General features: G+C 68.7%; 13 protein-coding genes and 1 pseudogene. 5 read left to right on the plus strand and 9 right to left on the minus strand.

All coding sequences use genetic code 11. The features are described 5' to 3' along the window. Positions 1–188 precede the first annotated feature (188 nt). The gene (gene nrdI, locus ACLBWJ_RS03920; RefSeq protein WP_282502358.1) at positions 189–635 is read left to right on the plus strand and encodes a class Ib ribonucleoside-diphosphate reductase assembly flavoprotein NrdI; all 447 of its coding nucleotides are present in this window, start codon (positions 189–191) and stop codon (positions 633–635) included. 310 nt (positions 636–945) lie between these two features. Further along, on the plus strand, positions 946–1149 hold the full coding sequence (locus tag ACLBWJ_RS03925; RefSeq protein WP_023951622.1) for a cold-shock protein: 204 nt from the start codon (positions 946–948) through the stop codon (positions 1147–1149). Between the two features lie 53 nt (positions 1150–1202). Here ACLBWJ_RS03925 and ACLBWJ_RS03930 read toward each other — a convergent pair whose 3' ends face one another. The 4 genes from ACLBWJ_RS03930 to ACLBWJ_RS03945 form a co-directional block, all read right to left on the minus strand. Then, positions 1203–2504: a heparan-alpha-glucosaminide N-acetyltransferase domain-containing protein gene (locus ACLBWJ_RS03930; protein WP_447659751.1), complete on the minus strand. Its 1302-nt coding sequence runs from the start codon at positions 2502–2504 to the stop codon at positions 1203–1205. A 123-nt stretch (positions 2505–2627) separates the two neighbouring features. Then, complete coding sequence (locus tag ACLBWJ_RS03935; protein ID WP_447659752.1) at positions 2628–4103, minus strand: sensor histidine kinase; 1476 nt, start codon at positions 4101–4103, stop codon at positions 2628–2630. Beyond that, positions 4100–4837: a response regulator transcription factor gene (locus ACLBWJ_RS03940; RefSeq protein WP_323987476.1), complete on the minus strand. Its 738-nt coding sequence runs from the start codon at positions 4835–4837 to the stop codon at positions 4100–4102. The genes ACLBWJ_RS03935 and ACLBWJ_RS03940 overlap by 4 nt, the downstream gene beginning before the upstream one ends. Positions 4838–4892: 55 nt before the next feature. Next, positions 4893–5303, minus strand: a complete 411-nt coding sequence (locus ACLBWJ_RS03945; RefSeq protein ID WP_354450927.1) for a ribonuclease inhibitor — start codon at positions 5301–5303, stop codon at positions 4893–4895. Positions 5304–5417: 114 nt separating this feature from the next. Here ACLBWJ_RS03945 and ACLBWJ_RS03950 point away from each other — a divergent pair. The 3 genes and pseudogenes from ACLBWJ_RS03950 to ACLBWJ_RS03960 form a co-directional block, all read left to right on the plus strand. Continuing rightward, positions 5418–6410, plus strand: a pseudogene (locus ACLBWJ_RS03950) (cellulase N-terminal Ig-like domain-containing protein); the annotation flags it as partial. A 131-nt stretch (positions 6411–6541) separates the two neighbouring features. Further along, positions 6542–6976, plus strand: coding sequence for an Ig-like domain-containing protein (locus tag ACLBWJ_RS03955; protein WP_447659753.1), 435 nt, complete (start codon positions 6542–6544; stop codon positions 6974–6976). Positions 6977–7066: 90 nt separating this feature from the next. Continuing rightward, positions 7067–8143 carry a LacI family DNA-binding transcriptional regulator gene (locus tag ACLBWJ_RS03960; protein WP_447659754.1) on the plus strand — a complete coding sequence of 359 codons (1077 nt, stop codon included), beginning with the start codon at positions 7067–7069 and terminating at the stop codon, positions 8141–8143. 48 nt (positions 8144–8191) lie between these two features. Here ACLBWJ_RS03960 and ACLBWJ_RS03965 read toward each other — a convergent pair whose 3' ends face one another. Genes ACLBWJ_RS03965 through ACLBWJ_RS03985 form a run of 5 tightly spaced genes read right to left on the minus strand, consistent with a single transcriptional unit; the run spans position 8192 to position 13800 of the window. After that, positions 8192–8761: a hypothetical protein gene (locus tag ACLBWJ_RS03965; protein ID WP_274177606.1), complete on the minus strand. Its 570-nt coding sequence runs from the start codon at positions 8759–8761 to the stop codon at positions 8192–8194. Between the two features lie 48 nt (positions 8762–8809). After that, complete coding sequence (locus ACLBWJ_RS03970) at positions 8810–10462, minus strand: glycoside hydrolase family 53 protein (RefSeq protein WP_404568120.1); 1653 nt, start codon at positions 10460–10462, stop codon at positions 8810–8812. Next, positions 10459–11631, minus strand: a complete 1173-nt coding sequence (locus tag ACLBWJ_RS03975; RefSeq protein ID WP_447659755.1) for a glycoside hydrolase family 53 protein — start codon at positions 11629–11631, stop codon at positions 10459–10461. Before ACLBWJ_RS03975 ends, ACLBWJ_RS03970 begins: the two co-directional genes overlap by 4 nt. Beyond that, on the minus strand, positions 11628–12461 hold the full coding sequence (locus ACLBWJ_RS03980; RefSeq protein WP_447659756.1) for a sugar ABC transporter permease: 834 nt from the start codon (positions 12459–12461) through the stop codon (positions 11628–11630). Before ACLBWJ_RS03980 ends, ACLBWJ_RS03975 begins: the two co-directional genes overlap by 4 nt. Further along, on the minus strand, positions 12454–13800 hold the full coding sequence (locus ACLBWJ_RS03985; RefSeq protein ID WP_447659757.1) for a carbohydrate ABC transporter permease: 1347 nt from the start codon (positions 13798–13800) through the stop codon (positions 12454–12456). Before ACLBWJ_RS03985 ends, ACLBWJ_RS03980 begins: the two co-directional genes overlap by 8 nt. Between the last annotated feature and the right edge of the window lie 14 nt (positions 13801–13814).

Consider the following 13814-nt stretch of genomic DNA (forward strand, 5'->3'; position numbering starts at 1 on the left):
AGCCTTCCCGGCGCGGACGGTCGCCGCGTCTGTGTCCGAATCCGGGATGGAGGGACCTCGACCCCGTGATCACAGTCTGCGCCATGTGGTCTGACCACAGTGTCCATGCGGGCCGGAACAAATCGGAACCGCGACTTTTCCCGATCCGACACCGGTCCGTCACGGACACCGCGGAGCAGACTGACCCCGTGGCGCAACTCCCGGTGTACTTCTTCTCCTCGACTTCTAACCTCATCCGCCGCTTCGCGAGCAACCTCCACGCCACCGACGGCCGTCCCGTGCGCGACCTCTCCGAGCGGACCGTTCGCTCGAGCGAGGCACCGGGACCCTGGATCCTGCTGACGCCTTCGTACAAGGCGGGGAACGACGCTCACGCGACCCTGCCGGCGGCGGTTCGCGCCTTCCTGCGCTCCCCCGCGAACCGCCGGCGCCTCGTCGGGATCATCGGCTCCGGCAACCGCAACTTCGGCGACCACTACCAGGCGGCGGCACGCGAGCTCGCTCGGGTGTCGGGACGTCCGGTGGTGTTCGAGTTCGAGCTGGCGGGCACCCCAGAGGATGTCGCGGAGTGCGCTCGCATCTTGACGGCTTTCGATGCGCGCTTCGGGAACGCTCCCGAGGCGCACGATCGATGAGTCGTATTGCGTCTTTCGGTGACGTTGCACGACGCGTCGCCCCACAAGCGTCCGAAATCGCGTAGCATTCGAGAGTCGGTGCGTCACGGCGCGCCTCTCCGTCGGTTCACTCCGACGTGCACTTCGTTTCATTCCGCCGTCGATCTCATGCACCCGGGCCGTGCTCTCGGCCCCGCGACCGCACCTATCTGGACAGGTCGCCCACACCGGCGAGTGTCTGCTCGCCCCCACACACTCCGCGGCGGCCCCGCCGCAGCGGTATCCGGATCATCACAGCGGTGGTCCCAGAACACAGAAGGAAAATGACGACATGGCCACTGGCACCGTCAAATGGTTCAACTCGGAGAAGGGGTTCGGCTTCATCGCTCCGGACGACGGCACCGCGGACGTGTTCGCGCACTTCAGCGCCATCGCCGGCACTGGACACCGCAACCTGTTCGAGAACCAGAAGGTTGAGTTCGACGTGGAGCAGGGCCAGAAGGGCCTGCAGGCGACGAACATCCGCGCTCTCTGAGCGTTCGACGCAGTGAAGGGGCCGGTCCGAAAGGGCCGGCCCCTTCCGCGTGCCTAGCGGGCGCCGCTGCCCGCGGGTAGATCGACACGGCGCGCGACGTTCGCGGTGACGGACTCGAGTGGTCCCCGGCCACAGCTGAGCGCCCACATCGTGCATCCGACGAGAAGCACCACGACGCATCCGATCCAGAACCATCCGCTGACGGCGGGATCGCCATCCCACGACGAGAGATCGGGGGCGAGCCCGAGCGGGGAGATCAGGACCGCGAACGAGACGACGTGGGCTGTGTAGGCCGTCAGCGGCATGGAGCCGACTGCCGCGACAGGCACGAGCAGCGCACGAAGCGGACGCGCGAGGAGCAGGCAGGCGCCGACGACGGCGAGCGCGAAGCCGCCGGACCCGATGATCTCCCACGTCCCTCCCGAGTGCGGCGCCACGCCCCACGCCTGAGACAACGCGGCTCCCAGATCGACCTCGCTCAACCGTTCCAGATAGCCGCGCCCGTCGGGACCCATCGACGAGGACGATGCCACCAGCGAGGACGCTCCCGATGATGACAGCGCGGATGCCGACGACGAGACGCTCCCCCACCCCGAGAGCCACCCGCGGACCGTTCCGTTGAACGCGTCGCCCAGGCCGTAGCCGAAGGCGGCGAGCCCGACTCCCGACCCGAACAGCACCGCCGCGGTCCGCGGCCGGTCGAGTCGCATCCGCCCGAGCGCGATCCCGGCGAGAACCAGGGGCAGCCACACGGTCAGCGGATGCGAGCCGCTGATGAGGAAGTCGACCGCGGTGCCGCCGATGCCCTGCGGGATGCCGGCGCCCGAGAGCGTCACCGCACGCAGAAGCACGACGACGGACGGCCCCGCGACGGCGATCGCGGCCGCGGTGAGCGCGAGGGTACGGCGACGGAGTCCCAGGAACGGGATGAGGATCAGGAAGAGGATGCCGTAGATGGGCAGAATGACGGCGATCCCGCTGCCGAGCATCTCCAGCGCCAGCCCGAGGGCGAGAACGACGAGGGCACGGCCGGCCATACGCAGACGTGCGGACCGCAGTGCCTCTCCCCGGGGGAGCTGCTCACGTCCGGTCGCAAGCGCGACGGAAATGCCCGCGACAACGGCGAAGAGGATGGACGACCGCCCCTGGACGATCGCGGCGAGGTCGGGCCCGTCGGGCCCCGCGACCATCCACGAGATCCCGACGTGCGCGCCGATCATGCCGAAGATCGCGAGGCCCCGGGCGACGTCGATGCCCATGAGCCGGGGCGGGCGGCCGAAGTAGCGCCACCGGTTGCCGACGAAACGGCGGACGGGCTCAGCGGATCGAACGGTCGGAGTGGACGGCAGGGACACGACAGGCTCTCCTCGGCGATGGGCCGGACGACGACACGGGCGCGTGCGGCACGTGCCGCGCACCCGGTCGACGGTAGGTCTCGGCCCTGTGCGCGGATTAAGCGCGCGGGTGGCATCCGCCGGTCAGGCGGCGTTCGACGGGATGCGGATCCCGAACCGCGTACCCGTGCTCGAGCTGGCCACCGACACGTCGTAGCCCGAGGCTGTCGCCAGCGCCTGCACGATCGCGAGACCGAGTCCGACCGTCGTCCGCTCGCGCGTCTGCGTCCGGCTGCCTGCCTGGGTGAAGCGATCGAAGATGGTCGGTAGTGCCTCGGGATCGATTCCCGGCCCGTCGTCCTGGACGACCAGTTCGACGGAAGTCGCCGTCGTCTCGAGAGAGACGGTCACACTGGTTCCGTCCGGAGTGTGGTGCCCCGCATTGGCGACGAGGTTCAGCAGCATCTGACGGATCGCCCCCTCGTCCCCGACCACGGAGACATCTTCGTCCGGCAAGGCGATGCGCCAGATGTGCCCGGGATATGCGAACCGCGCGTCGGATGCGGTCTCCGCGACGATCATCGACAGCTCGACGTCATCGTGCGCGACCACCGGGTCGGCGTCGAGACGCGCGAGCAACAGCAGGTCGTCGATCAGCGTGCTCATCCGCGACGCCTCCGACCCGATGCGCTGAAGCGCGCCCTGCGTCTCGAGGGGGTCGGCGCCGGCATCGGGCTGAGCGTAGAAGTCGGCGTAGCCGCGGATCGAGGCGAGGGGGTTGCGCAGCTCGTGGCTCGCCTCGGCGATGAAGCGACGCATCGATTCCTCGGCCCGGTGACGCGCGTTGAGCGAGAGCTCGACGTGGTCGAGCAGGCGATTGAGCGCGTCCGCGACGCGGTCCGTCTCCGACCCCAGATGCCGCACGTCACGGGGAACGCGGCGCTGCGGGGCGATCTCGCCGGATGAGAGCGGGGTGGCCGCCACTTCGTCGGCGATCTCGGCGACCCGTTCGAGGGGGTCGAGCTGCTGCCGGGTCCACCGCCAGCCGAACACCGCAGCGAATGCGGCGATCGCGATTCCGACGACCGCAAGCCAGAGGGCATAGGTGCGAACGACCGTGTCGGTGTCGGTGAGGCCCACACCGCTGACGACGGTGAACTCCTGCCCGTCTGCCGCCGCGACCTCGGAGGCCGTCACGAGGTACCCGCCGTCGTCGGCCACGTCGATCGTCGTGGTGAACCCGCTTTCCGCCATCCCGTCCCGAACGTGCGTAAGCTCGCGCTCGGTCATCGGGCGGTAGGTGTAGTCACGGGTGAAGAAGGCCGAGACCGCGACGCGGTCGCCCTCGACGACGAAGAAGAACCCGTCGGAGGGAACCGCCAGTGACACGTCGTCGAACGTCGGAACGCTTCCGGTCGCATCCACGACCGAGAGAGTCTGCCCGATGGCGGTGTCGTTCGCCAGGTACAGCGTCGACTCAGCCTGGGTGACGAGATTCTGCCGGAGGATGGCTACGGAGACGACGCCGAAGACGGTGACGGCCGCGAGAAGCAGGCCCGACATCATCGCGACCGAGCGGCCGCGCAGCGTGCGCAGGCCTCCCGGTCGCGCCGACCTCACGACGATGCCGGCACCGTTGGTGCCGCGCGGAGGATGTAGCCGACCCGCCGCAGCGTGTGGATCATCGGCTCACGCCCGTGATCGATCTTCTTGCGCAGATACGAGATATAGATCTCCACGATGTTCGACTCCCGTCCGAAGTCATACTCCCAGACACGATCGAGGATCTGCTCCTTGCTGAGGACGCGATCGGCGTTGAGCATCAGGAAACGCAGCAGCGAGAACTCCGTCGCGGTGAGCCGGATCTGCTCCCCCGCGCGCGTGACCTCGTGGTTGTCTTCGTTCAGTCGCAGGTCGCCGACCTCGAGCATCGGGGTCGGTGCACCCTGCATGAGCATGGGGCTGCGTCGCAGCAGCCCGCGCAGACGCACCACCACCTCTTCGACGCTGAACGGCTTGGCGACGTAGTCATCGCCGCCGGCGGCGATGCCGGTGATGCGATTGGCCACGGTGCCGTTGGCGGTGAGGAAGAGGACCATGGTCTCGCTCAGCTCGCTGCGGAGCGTGCGCAGCACCTCGACCCCGTCGATGTCGGGCAGCACGACATCGAGGACCATGAGATGCGGCCTCATGCGACGCGCGGTCTCGATCGCGCTCGCGCCGGTCGCAGCGACCTCCACCTGCCAGCCCTGCCGTGACAGCACCGCCCCGAGCAGATGGCGGAGGTTCGGCTCGTCATCGACGACGAGCACGCGGATCGCGGGATCGGACAGCGGAGACGACGAGAGCGACATGGCTTCATGGTCGCGCGTGAGAATATGCGCCCGTTAAGAAAACCCGAGACGAGTCTCAGGCGAGCACGAGGTTGACCTCGGGGTGGCCGGCGAACACGTCCAGCACCAGGTCGAAGTAGGTCTTCCCCGCGCCCCGGTCCAGTTCGTCGAGCGCCGCGCGCGCGGGCCGTGCCGCGTAGGTGTCGGGGCGCTCGAGCTTTGCGGCGAGGTAGGCCCGGGTGAGCGGGATGCCCAGCGCCTGTCGCGAGATCGCCGAATCCGCCCACACGACGCGAGCGGACGAAGCGTGCGCGAGGACGCCGAACCCGCCGTAGAGCAGATCGTCGAGGGCGTCCAGGCTCTCCCCGAGAGTCCACTCCTCGTCGGGCATGAAGACACGGTTCAGCTCCGCGTAGAGCGACGGGATGTCGCGGACGCGCGCGCCCTCGATCCGCAGGTCGACGGCGGCGGACGGCGGGCGATTCACATGCCGAGGCTAGCCGCCGCGACGATGACGAGCGCGCGCGGCACCGCCGAGAGACAGCGTCGCAGGAGACGCGTGACGTTCGTGATCACGACGGGGATGCTCGTTGGAGCCACGATGACCGCCGCCCCGCTGGTCGCTGCAGCGGCCCTGGCAGAACTGAGCCGGAACGGGGACTTCTCGACGGGTCACGAACCCTGGTGGTCGGTCGGTGTCGACGGCTTCGACACCGCAACCGGCGCCTTCTGCGCCGGCGTGCCCGACACCGAGAACCCCTGGGATGTGCTCATCGGCCAGAGCGACCTCGCGCTGGCCGATGGGGCCACCTACACGCTGACGGCGAGAGTTCGCGCCGATGCGCCCGGCACGCTCATCACTCAGGTGGCGCCGAAGGTCCCGGATACCGCCTACACGACGTACCTCGCCGAGAGCACGCCACTCGCCGACACCTGGCAGCAGATCAGCGCGGAGTTCACGGCACACGACCTGGGCCAGGGCACCGTGTCCGAGCTGCAGTTCCGCCTCGGCGCGAACGGCGCCACGCGATTCTGCGTCGATGACGTGAGCCTCGTCGCCCGCGACGCCGCGACTCCCCCGGTCACCCCGATCGGCGACGACGAGCTGCTCGCGAACCCGACACTGGACGAGAGCACGAACCCGTGGTGGACGAGCGGCCCCGTGGCGCTGTCGAACCCCGCCCAGCGGATGTGTGCGACGGTGACCGAGCGATCTGTCGAACTCGGCACCGAACCCCAGTCGTACGACCTGCCGTTCACCACGTCGCCGGCCGGCGACTATCACCTCGGGCAGGTGCAGTTCCGCCTCGGCGCGGTCGCAGCCGACACGGAGGTCTGTTTCGACGAGATCTCCCTCCAGGGAACCGCCTACTCCTACACCGCCGACCCCGGACCGGCCGTCAAGGTCAACCAGGTCGGGTATTCGACCCGGGGCCCCAAGCTCGCGACCGTCGTGTCCGATGCCAGCGCACCGTTGCCGTGGACCCTCGAAGCGCCGGACGGTACTGCCCTCGCCACGGGCGAGTCTCAGCCGGCAGGCTTCGACGCCTCCGCAGGGGCTTCCGTTCACACGATCGACTTCAGCGACGTCACCGAGGAAGCGGTCGATGTGAGGCTCCGCGTCGGCACGGACGTCAGCCATCCCTTCACGATCTCCGCCGACGTCTTCCGATCGCTGCGCGCGGATTCGATGCGGTTCTTCTACACGCCGGTGGCAGCATCGCTGTGCACCCGCTCGCCAACGACGTCGCCGGCGATGCCGACATCCCGCTCGATGCGGCGTCGCTCGCCCTCCTCGACGCGGCCGGCGCGCCGACCACCTCCGTCGTCACCGACGGACAGGGTCGATACGAGCTGAACGGGGACGTCGTGTCGTTCATCGCGGATGCCGGGTTCGAGGGAACGGCGGCCCCGGTGAGGTACCGGGTGGCGGATGCGCGTGGCACCGAGGTGACCGCGACCATCACGGCCACGGTGACGGCACAAGCCGGTGAACAGCCCGACGAGCCGGGCTCGGCGGGCTCGGCCTCTGCGGGCGCGGCGCGCAGCGTCCTCGCGAGCTCGGGCATGGACCCGCTGCCACTGTGGATGCTGGTCGGCGCGGGCGCGGCGCTGATGGCGGCCGGCGTCTCGTTGCTGCGTCGGCGACGGCTCGGCTGAGTTCGGGCGGGCCGCTCGGGACACGCTTCCGAGCGGCCCCCGTCGTCCGTGTTAGCTTTCGAGAACCGCGACCAACAGCCGGAACGAGATATGACCGACACTCCCTCCACCCGAAGGGCACCCCGGGTGACGCTGCGGGAGGTCGCGGAGCGTGCGGGCGTCTCGCGCTCGGCCGTCTCGTTCGTGATGAACGGTCGCACCGACCAGCGCCTGTCCGACGACGTGTTCGAACGCGTCCGTCGCGCCGCGGACGAGCTCGGCTACCGCCCCAACATCACCGCGCAGACCCTGCGCACCGGCCGCTCGGGCACGGTCGCACTGGTCTCCGACTTCGTCAGCAGCACCTCATTCGCCAACTCGATGGTCCGCGGTGCGATGCAGGAGCTACGCGAGCGCGACACCCTCCTGTTCACCGTCGACACGCAGGGCGATGCGGAACTCGAGGAGCAGCTGCTCCAGAGCCTCCTGGGCCGCGACATCGACGGTGTGATCTACGCGTCGATGTTCACGCGGACCATCGCGCTTCCGCGGGCACTCGAAGGCGTCCCGACGGTCCTGTTGAATTGCGTGACGGCAGACGGGTCGATCGACGCGGTCGTGCCCGACGAGCTCGCAGCGGGGCGTGACGCCGCGCGGATGCTGCTCGATCACGGTCACCGTGACGACATCTGGTTCGTCGGAGCGCTGCCGGCAGGCTCGAGAGGCGGGGCCGCCTGGCCGGAGTGGGACCCCATCGCTCTGGCCGAGCGTCGCGCGGGCATCGATGCGGTGCTCGCCGCGGCGGGAACGAGCCTCGCCGGCGTCACCGCAATCGACGACGACTGGGACGTCGCGAACGGGCGCCGGGCGGTGTCGCGGATGCTCGCGGAGCCCCGGGTCAGGCCGACCGCGCTCGTGTGCGCAAACGACGCGCTCGCCGTCGGCGCCTATCAGGCGCTCCATCATGCCGGGCTCGGTGTCCCCACCGACGTGTCGGTGATCGGCTTCGACGGCAGCCCCTACGCCCGCGCCGTCGAGCCCGAGCTCACGTCGATCGCGCTCCCGCACATCGAACTCGGGCGGCGAGCGGCGGCGATGCTCGCTGCCCCCGGCGATTCGCCGCGCCTCGAACGCGTGCCGATGCCGATCCGAGCGGGCGGGTCGGTCGGGGTCGCACCCTCCCGGTAGCGGCTCAGCGCCCTAGCGCAGCGGCAGGGCAAGCGGGGCGCCGTCGCGTCAGCGGAAGCCGCCCGGCGCGAAGAGGTCGGGGCGTTCGGCCTTCAGATGTGCCAGGAGCTGTCCGTAGCCCGTCATGGCCGAGGTCGCCGTGAAGGCCGTCCGCCGGCCGCGCTTCGCGAGAACCCCGCTGTAACGATGAGCCACGTGCGGGCGCAGCCGGGTGATGTCCGCCAGCTCGACCCGGATCGGCGGCATGAAGCCCCGCGAGACGAAGACCACCTGCGGGGCGACCTCGAGCCGCATCCGACTCATCCCGTGCGCCAGCCACAGGAGCGCCGCGCCGATGAGCAGAGCGCCCAGCCCGACGATCCGCCTTGCGGGCGAGTCATCCGGACGGGTGAGCGGACCGACGAGATTGATGACGCCGATGATCGCCATCATGCAACCCCCGACGCGCACCATGATCCGCCGCCAGCGCTGCGTCGATACGACGAAGAGCACCGTGGCGCGTTCTTGACGCCACGCCGCAGCGACGTCGGACGATCGCGCCAGTACGGCGCTCGCGCCCGCGATCGCCAGCATGACGACAGCGACCGCGAAGCCGACCACGGAGAACAGAGCGTCCATGGGCGACGGGCCTCTCGTCGGGATCGGGCGACCCTCGACGGTATCGCATCAGCCGATCCGCTCGACGCGGACGTCGTCGATATTGAGCCAGTTACCGCCGGCAGCCTCGGTGTAGAACCCGAACTCGAGAGTTCCGTTCGAGACCGGCACCTCCAGAGACACCCGCTTCCAGTCGTTCGGACTCACCGGCAGCGCTGCCTGGCGCTCCGGCACGCCGGAGTTCTTCGCGTACAGATAGGCGGAGGTCTGGCCGCCGCTGTTGAGCGTCCACGCGGAGACCCGGTAGAGCCCCGACGGCAGCCCGCCGAGCGCCTGATAGGCCGACGCGGTGTAGGGCGTCGACTTCCAGAACGTGAGCTTGAGCGCACCGACGACCGCCGGGTCCTGAGTGAAGACCGCGTTGGCGTGGGCGCCTCCCGGCGACCACACACCCCAGCCGGTCGGATCGTTCGTGTAACCGTCCTGCTCGAAGCCGCCGTTGACGACGAGGTTCGGCGGCGGCGCCTCCCCGAACACGTCGAGTGTCGTCAGGGCCGCGCCGCTCCAGTCGAACAGCGTCTGGTTGTCCCAGGGGTTGGAGAGGACACCCGGGTCATCGTTGTCGATCTTTCCCGCCTCGGTCCCCCAGTTCGCGCCCGGGACGGGAAGCCAGCCAGGCTCCCACCAGATGAGTCCGCGCCCGCGCCCGTCAGGCACAGCACGGACGATGTCACGGAGGTCTCGCAGAAACGCCGTCTGGCCCGCGACGGTCGCCGGATACCCACCGGTCGCCGCCTCGGCGGTGTAGAACGAGTTGCCGAGGCCGTCGGCGTCGCCGAGAGTCCACCCGTAAGCGGTCTCGACGATGAGGACGTCCTTGCCGTATCGCGCACTGATGTCGTTGAGATTGGCCGCGAGCTGGCCCATGGTCCCGTGCCAGAACGGGTAATACGACAACCCGATGATGTCGAACGGAACACCCTGAGCCGTGATCGCGTCGAACCACCAGCGATAGAGGGCGTTGTCGCCGCCGTGGTCCAGGTGCAGGACGATCTCGATGTCCTCCCCCGTTCGAAGCGCCGCGTCGACCCCCGCGATCCCTGCTTTCAGCAAGCCAGCCAGCTGAGTGAAGTCCGAGACGCCGTTGCCGACCCGACCGTGATCCCAGAGGATGCCGCCGGGTATCTCGTTGCCCATCTGCACCATGTCGGGCAGCACCCCGGCCGTCCGCATGGCGTCGATGACGTCCTCGGTGTACGCGCGGACGGTCGACACCAGCTGCGGATAGGACAGCCCGCGCCACGCCTTCGGCACGGTCTGCGTTCCCGGGTCGGCCCACCAGTCGCTGAGGTGGAAGTCGAGCAGGACGTCCATCCCCGCGGCCTTCGCGCGCTGCGCCGTCGCGATGGTCGTCGCGAGGTCGTTGGTGCCACCGCCGTATGGTTCGCCGGCAGCCGTGTAGGGGTCGACCCACAGACGGAGCCGAGCGAGGTTCATGCCGGCATCGCCCATGATGTCGATCGGATCGCCCACGACTCCGCCCCGGGAGAACGTCCCGCCACGCGTTTCGACCTCGTGGATCATCCCGAGGTCACCGCCCATCACGAAGTCGTCCGGATCGAAAGCCGCGCTCGCGGTGGTCGCCGGAAGGAACGCCGCGACCAGGACGGCTGCGGCCGCGGTGGCAAGCGCCGTCGCTCGCCGCCGTGCTCGGTTCGTCATCTGTGTTCCTCTCTCGTGACTGTGGGCCGACCGGAGGTCGCCCCGAGTGCGCTCAGTGACGCGAGAACGCGCCCCCGCTCATCGAACAGCGTCTGGTTCGCCCAGCCGTTGCTGGGCTCGGCCACGTCGTTTCCGTAGTCCATCCCCGCCGCCGACGCCCAGGAGGTTCCGGGCACGGGCAACCAGGCGGGCTCCCAGTACACGATCCCGAGTCCCCGACCACCGGGCACTCCCCGCACGACCCCCGCGAGGTCGTCGAGATACCCGGCCTGACCCTCGACGGAGGCCGGGTAGATCGCCGCAGGCGAGCTCGCGTCGAACATCGAGGTCCCGCCGGGGTTGTCGGGCCGGTACGCGTACGCCGTCTCGACGACGATGACGTCCTTCTCGTAACGCTCGACGAGCTGGTGGAGGTTGTCGCGCAGGTCGTCCAGCGACCCGTGCCACAGCGGGTAGTACGACAGTCCGACGGCATCGAAGTCGACGCCTCTCATGGTGATCTCGTCGAACCACCGGCGATAGAGATCGGCAGCACCTCCGGCGTCGAGGTGAAGGACGATGCGCGAACGGGAATCGGCCGCGCGCACCGCACTCGACCCCGCCTGCAGCAGTCGGGCGAGACGGTCGTACTGCTCGGACGCCTCATCCGGCGACACCTCCTCGAAGGCACGGCTCTCGAGGTCGTACCGCGGCGTGCGGCCGTGCGGCCACAGCATCCCGTTCGTCGTCTCGTTGCCGACCTGCACCCATTCCGGGCTGCCCGCGCTCGACTGCACGGCGGTGATGACCTCCGCCGTGTGCGCGGCGACGGCATCGCAGACACCGTCGAGGTCGAGGCCCTCCCAGGATCTCGGCAGCGACTGCTTCTTCGGATCGGCCCAGAAGTCGCTGTAGTGCAGGTCGATCATCAGGTCGAGTCCGGCTGCCCGCGCGCGCTCGGCCAAGCGCAGCGTCGTCGCGAGGTCGTTCGTGCCGCCTTGGTACGGCCGTCCTGCGCTGTCGGTCGGGTCGACCCAGACCCGCAGGCGCGCGAGGTTCACGCCGTGGTCGGCCAGGATGCGAAAGAGGTCCCTCGTGCCCGCGGCATCCGAGAAGCTGCCGCCCAGCGCCTCGACCTCCGCGGTCATCGACACGTCGGCCCCGCGAATCGGTAGTGATGTCGTCGTCATTCCTTCTCTCCTCCTTGCGCTAGCCCCGCGACCAGGTATCGCTGGAGCACCATGTAGAGCACTGTGATCGGCACCGCGACGAGGATGGCCCCCGCCGCGAACGTCGTGAAGTCGTTCCGCGTCTGGTCGGAGATCAGCTGGAACAGCCCGATCGCGACGGTGTAGTTCTGCGGGCTGCTGATCAGAAGACGCGGGAGGATGAAGTCCATCCACGGCACCGCGAATTGGGTGACCGCGACGAAGGTCAGCATCGGCGTCATCAACGGCAGCAGAATGCGCGTGAAGATCTGCAGATGCGAGGCCCCGTCGAGCACGGCCGCCTCATCGAGGCTGGTGGAGATGCCGTCGAGGTATCCCTTGAGCAACCAGATGTTGTAGGGCACCGCCGCCGCCACGCTCGCGATCACGAGACCGCTGAGACTGTCGAGCAGGCCGAAGTTCAGATAGAGGATGTAGATCGCGATCGCGGTCATGAACGTCGGGAAGATCTGGATCACCAGCATCACGAGCAGTCCCAGCCGCCGCCCAGCGAAGCGCAGCCGCGCGAACACATAGGCGGCGATCGCCGACAGCAGCACGCTGATCACCATGTTCGACACCGCGACGAAGAGCGAGTTGCCGTACCAGGTGGCGAACGGCGTCTCAGCGAACAGCCTGATGTAGTTGGCGAGAGTCGGATCGGCCGGGATGGCCGACGCCTGCGCGAGTGAGCGCCCCGAGCCGAAGGAAGAACCGACGATCCAGGCCAGCGGGTAGAGGACGATGATCGCGACGATCAGCAGCTCGACATGGATCAGGACGGTGAGAAATCGGTTCCGAGTTCTATGCATCGGTGAACGCCTTCGAACGACGCAGGCTCCAGATCGAGAAGCTGCCGACGATGACGAAGATCAGGATCGACATCACCGAGGCGATGTCGTACAGACCGTTGTCGAGCGTGAGCTTGTAGAGCCAGGTGATGAGGATGTCGGTACCACCGGCGTACCGGTAGTCGGGATTCGCAGGGCCACCTTGGGTGAGGAAGTAGATGACCCCGAAGTTGTTGAAGTTCGCCACGAACGACAGGACGATCAACGGTGCCGTGGCTCGCAGGACGATGGGCAGCGTGAGGTAGCGCACCTGTTGCACCGCCGACGCGCCATCGATGCGCGCGGCCTCGTAGTAGCTCGGCGAGATGTTCGTCAGGGCACCGCTGATGAGAGCCATGAAGTAGGGGAAGCCCAGCCACAGGTTCACCAGAAGCGCGATGAGCCGCGCGAGCCAGGGGTTCGCCGGATCGGTCAACCACATCACCCGCTCGGGCGTGATGCCGAGGTCGACGAGCGCCTGACTGATGGGCCCGAACTGACCGTTGAACATCGAGCGGAAGACGAGAGCCGAGATCATGGCGGGCACCGCCCACGGCAGGAAGAAGATGCTCCGCCACAGGCGCGGCAGGCGTACGCGCCTGCTGGAGACGAAGACGGCCTGCAGAAAACCGAGCGCGTACGTCGTGGTCGTCGCCAGCGCCGCCCACAGCACCGTCCATCCGAGCACGCCGAAGAACGTCGCGCCCCAGGCGCCGGCTCCCAGCAGCTGCCGGAAGTTGGCGAGGCCGACCCAGTCGACCAGCTGCATCGGCGGCAGGTTGTCGCTGCTGTAGTCGGTGAATGCGATGAGGATGCCGAAGACCACCGGCAGGGCGGTGACGAACAACAGCAGGATCAGGGTGGGTGCGAGCACGAGGTAGGGGAACGCCGTCTGCCGAGCGGCGCGCACCCACTCCCCGACGGTCAGCCGCTCTCCGCTCGTGATGAGTCGGCGCCGCGTCCGTGCTGCGTCGCGCACGGCCCAGACGGTGGTCGCCGCCATGAGCCCGAGGACGAGGACCGCGATGATGCCGTTGATCATGAGGACGATCGAGTGGTCGCCCGGCGACAGCCCCGCGACCGTCATCGTGCGCGGTTGCGTGCCGAGGGTGACGAGACCCCACAGACCGCGGACGAAGAACCCGCCGTGGGTGCGCGGCGTGTAACCCGAGAGGTCGGCGTAGTGGCCGGTGAGCAGCTCAGCGATCACCGCACCGGCGCCGACGACACCGAGTGCCAGACCCTTGCCCCACTCCCGGTTGAGGAACTGCCCGAGACCGGGCACCAGCGCGGAGGCGAGCCCGAGCGTCCCGGGCGCCACGGGGTCCGCTCCGC

Source organism: Microbacterium sp. M4A5_1d (genome assembly GCF_053345465.1).

What these genes read in the sequence shown, in the direction of transcription:
- ACLBWJ_RS03940 (WP_323987476.1), bottom strand. Translation starts at nt 4,837, where the DNA reads ATGTCGCTCTCGTCGTCTCCGCTGTCCGATCCCGCGATCCGCGTGCTC.
- ACLBWJ_RS03970 (WP_404568120.1), bottom strand. Translation starts at nt 10,462, where the DNA reads ATGACGAACCGAGCACGGCGGCGAGCGACGGCGCTTGCCACCGCGGCC.
- ACLBWJ_RS03975 (WP_447659755.1), bottom strand. Translation starts at nt 11,631, where the DNA reads ATGACGACGACATCACTACCGATTCGCGGGGCCGACGTGTCGATGACC.
- ACLBWJ_RS03965 (WP_274177606.1), bottom strand. Translation starts at nt 8,761, where the DNA reads ATGGACGCTCTGTTCTCCGTGGTCGGCTTCGCGGTCGCTGTCGTCATG.
- ACLBWJ_RS03925 (WP_023951622.1), top strand. Translation starts at nt 946, where the DNA reads ATGGCCACTGGCACCGTCAAATGGTTCAACTCGGAGAAGGGGTTCGGC.
- ACLBWJ_RS03980 (WP_447659756.1), bottom strand. Translation starts at nt 12,461, where the DNA reads ATGCATAGAACTCGGAACCGATTTCTCACCGTCCTGATCCATGTCGAG.
- ACLBWJ_RS03960 (WP_447659754.1), top strand. Translation starts at nt 7,067, where the DNA reads ATGACCGACACTCCCTCCACCCGAAGGGCACCCCGGGTGACGCTGCGG.